Origin of the sequence: Geitlerinema sp. CS-897, from assembly GCF_028368005.1 — a bacterium.
In the GTDB taxonomy this organism is placed as follows: Bacteria; Cyanobacteriota; Cyanobacteriia; order Cyanobacteriales; family Geitlerinemataceae; genus Baaleninema; species Baaleninema simplex.
This window is the reverse complement of the sequence record NZ_JAQNCQ010000072.1, coordinates 1-3,558: the sequence shown is the minus strand read 5'-3', so window position 1 is coordinate 3,558 and position 3,558 is coordinate 1. Positions and strand designations below refer to the sequence as shown.

General features: G+C 52.4%; 2 protein-coding genes. One reads left to right on the top strand and one right to left on the bottom strand.

The window, feature by feature from the left end:
* Positions 1–244: 244 nt before the first annotated feature.
* A complete protein-coding gene (locus POG22_RS03685) occupies positions 245–2,458 on the bottom strand; it encodes a phosphoketolase family protein (protein WP_498903699.1) in 2,214 nt (737 codons plus the stop codon).
* A 193-nt stretch (positions 2,459–2,651) separates the two neighbouring features.
* Here POG22_RS03685 and POG22_RS03680 point away from each other — a divergent pair, with 193 nt between their 5' ends.
* Positions 2,652–3,503, top strand: a complete 852-nt coding sequence (locus tag POG22_RS03680) for a WD40 repeat domain-containing protein (RefSeq protein ID WP_498903697.1) — start codon at positions 2,652–2,654, stop codon at positions 3,501–3,503.
* Positions 3,504–3,558: the final 55 nt, after the last annotated feature.

The window sequence follows — 3,558 nt, the reverse complement described above, 5'->3', positions numbered from 1 at the left end:
CTTGTTGGCGCCTTGGCTGTATCTCTTTTGTCGCCCGTCTCTTTCAAGGACTTCCCTTGAGTTGGGGACGCCACCGTACTTCTCCCTATCCTGGGGCTTCTTTGGCTTTCGATACCTCCTAAGTAAAAGTCATAGCCTTATCAGGTCTAGATCCCCGGCATCTCCAAGATGCCGGGGATCTGGCTTATACAGGAAATCTTTATAGAAAGTTTTCCCGCTTTTTATGACGATCGCTTAGGGAAACCTAACCCAACAACTGAGTCGATCGCTTCACCAAATTCTCCGCCGTGATACCGTTCAACTTCATCACCGCCGCCGCACTCGACGCCGTTTCTCCACGCTTCCACGACACCACATCGCGAGGTGCGTTACTCCGCAACATCACCGGTTCCAACATAGCGCTAGAACCGCCCGTCACAGCAATCAACGCATCGCCGCCAAACAGTTCGGCAAACCCCGCATCGTCGAGGAAACCGCCGTCGGCTTCCGTGCAAGTATCCCACGCCACATCAGACGGACGATACAGGCGACGGGGACTCGTCACAGAAACGATTTTGCTGCCAATCCCTTGGGCGTTCAACTGTTCGATCGCTTCGTACACCGGAAGTAAAATCATGTCGCCGAGAACCGCAAACACCACGGTTTTGTCTCCCGCTCGTTCGTCCAATACAAACGCACCTTTTTCCAAACCTTGACGAGTTTGCTCGAAGGTCGATCGCACCGGTAACGGCGTTTTACTCGCGGTAATTGTAATCCCTTTATTCTTCGTTGAAACCGCCCAGTCGTAACACACCTGAATGCCGTTGGCATCGCAGGGGAACAGCGGGAAAACATTGCCGTTCCGCATCATCGCGGCGAAATAGTTCTCAATTTCCGGCCGTTGGTGCGTCCAACCGTTGCGCCCTTGTTCCAACGCTCCCGCCGTAAACAGCGTAATCGTCGAAGGCGTAGTGCGGCGCAATTCCGCCATCGCTTGCGTCACCGTTTGCCAAATCGGTAAACCGTTGATGGCAAAGGATTCGTAAGAACACCACAGCGTCCGCGAACCGAACAACGCCAACCCTGCGGCGAGTCCGGCACAGGCGTCTTCGCTGAGGGGTTCGTAAACCTGTCCGTCCGGTTGTTGGTGATAGGTTTCGTCGGTCGTGGGATGGACAATTTTGAGGCCGATGTTAATGTTGTTGATGCCCGAGGCGGCGTTTCCGTCGGCGTTGGTGACGAGGAAGTGGGGGTCTTTTTTGCCCACGTGAACCACCAGTTCGCCCATCGCTGTCGTGGCGACTTTTTTATCCCCACCGACGGGAAACTCATCGAGGGGCAATTCGCCCAAATCCGGTAAGTCTCGTTCGGATTCGGTGAGAACCACTTTCGAGGCGGTTCCACCTGCGGCGCGTTCGTAGTTGTTGCGAACCAGTTGCCACGCTTCGGGAGTCAACGCGCGAGCTTTCATGGCGTTGGCGATGTAGTCTTTTTCGGCGGTGTCGCCGGGGTAAAGGTTGTGGGATTGTGCGCCCCGTTTGTGAACTCCCGCCCCTTTGAGTTGTTTGATAATCAGAACCGTCAGGGTTCCGTTGAGGGCAGATTTGGCCGCTTCGTCCACGGCTTCGAGAACGGCTTGGGTAAACGCCATGCGCCCTTCGAGGGAGAAGAGGGTGCTATCGACGTAATCGCTGGTTTGGTTGGAATCGTCATAGTCTTTGGCATCGACGAGGATAATTTCGTGGAAGCCGTTCCCCGCCCAGTATTCGATCGTTTCGTCGTTGGTTTTGGTGGACACCATGCTGTGGTGTTCTTGGCTGTAACCGTTCCAGACGAGGATGGGCAGGAAGTTGGTGACGTTGGGATAAGCGGTGTTGAAGTGACCGAAGCTACTCATAACGTAGGGTTCGCCGAGGCCGCCGTCGCCGATGGTGACGGGGAAGAGGACGCCGGGGTTGAGTTTGGCGCCGGCCATCGCGAAATGTTGCCCTTGTCCGAGGGGGCCGGCGGGGTTGAGGAGTCCTGGGATTTGGCCGGAGAGGTGACCGAGGAGTCCGCCGGTTTCGCGGAAGCGATCGCGCAGTTGTTGGACGGTTTCGATGCCCATGTCTTCGAGGGAGCGATCGAGGAAGACGTTGCTGTAAAATCCGGGGGCGTGGTGACCGACTTCGGTGATGATGTTTTTGTGACCCAACATCACGAGCGCGGCGATGGTGTCGGCGATGCTGGCAAATCCGCCGGGGTGGCCGGAGGCTTTGCTCGAGGTCACTTGTAACGTGAGATAGCGCAGGGCGTCGGCCGCCAGCAAGGTTTGATAGACGGCGGCTTTGTCGCTGGTGGAGGAAATGAGTTTTTCCCCGGCTTTGATGGCCGGTTCTTTGCCGTATTCGTTCCATCCGGGGAGGGATTCGGCGAAAAATTGAATACCTTGACAAAAAGAAGGAATTGTGCTGGGAGCGGCGGGGGTCGCTGCGGTCATAGCGAAATGCTTATCCTCTTCTATATTTGAACGATCTTAAGGGATATTTTACATTTAACGGGGACTTTAACAACATTTAAGTTTCTTAAGTCGATAATTAGTACCCTTTCTGCGAGGGTGTCGGACACAAGGGCGATCGCGGGCGAATTGGGCGGTAAAGTAGGGAGGATACTCGCCGAACGGCTACCCCTCTATGGATTGGCAGTGTGTTGCAACTCTCACCGAACTATTTGCCGTTAACTGCATGGCAGTGAGTGCAGACGGTACGATTTTGGCTAGTGCTGGTAACAGCTTGCTTTCTATTTGGCATTTGCCATCGCGTCAACGTCTTCATTCTCTCGTCGTTTGCGATGGTGAAGTTTGTAATATTGCACTAACTCCAAATGGAAAACTGTTAGTGAGTGGTAGTGTTAGTGAGGCTACGTCACAGGGTGTCGTTAAAGTCTGGAATACAGAAACAGGTCAGGAACTTGCTGCGTGGATAGAGGAAACAACAGATTGGATCTCGCTGGCGATTCATCCCAACGGAAAAATTCTTGCCATTGGGACTGATGAATCCCATTCAAGACCTGCTATCCATCTTTGGGATCTCGATCGATTGAGTTTCTTAAAGACGCTCGTTGAGTATAACGAGACTATTCATTCATTAGCGTTTAGCCCCGACGGTCAAGCCATTGCTGCGGCATCCGGCTGTGATGTTTTTCTCTGTACTCTAACCGGCCAAGAGATCGATAGGTTGCAAGAGAGTACAGACAGTGTCGAGTGTGTTGCATTCAGTCCCAATGGTCGGCAATTAGCAAGTAGCAGTACAGACAAAAAGATTCGACTTTGGAATTTATCGAACGTTCGAGATTGTTATGAAATCGATATATATGGATACCCATCCTCTATTGCTTTTAGTGCTACAGGTCAAATTTTAGTTGCCAACATTTACCAAGATTCACTTCAGCTCTGGGACATTAACTCACATTCCGCACTTCAACTTGTAGTACGCCAAGTAGCACGAGAAGGGGATGAAATTAGTCGGGAGTTGGTTAGGGATTAAGACCGAGAAAAAAGAAAAATTCGGGTAAAAATGACATCTTAGAGAAAAATCGGTT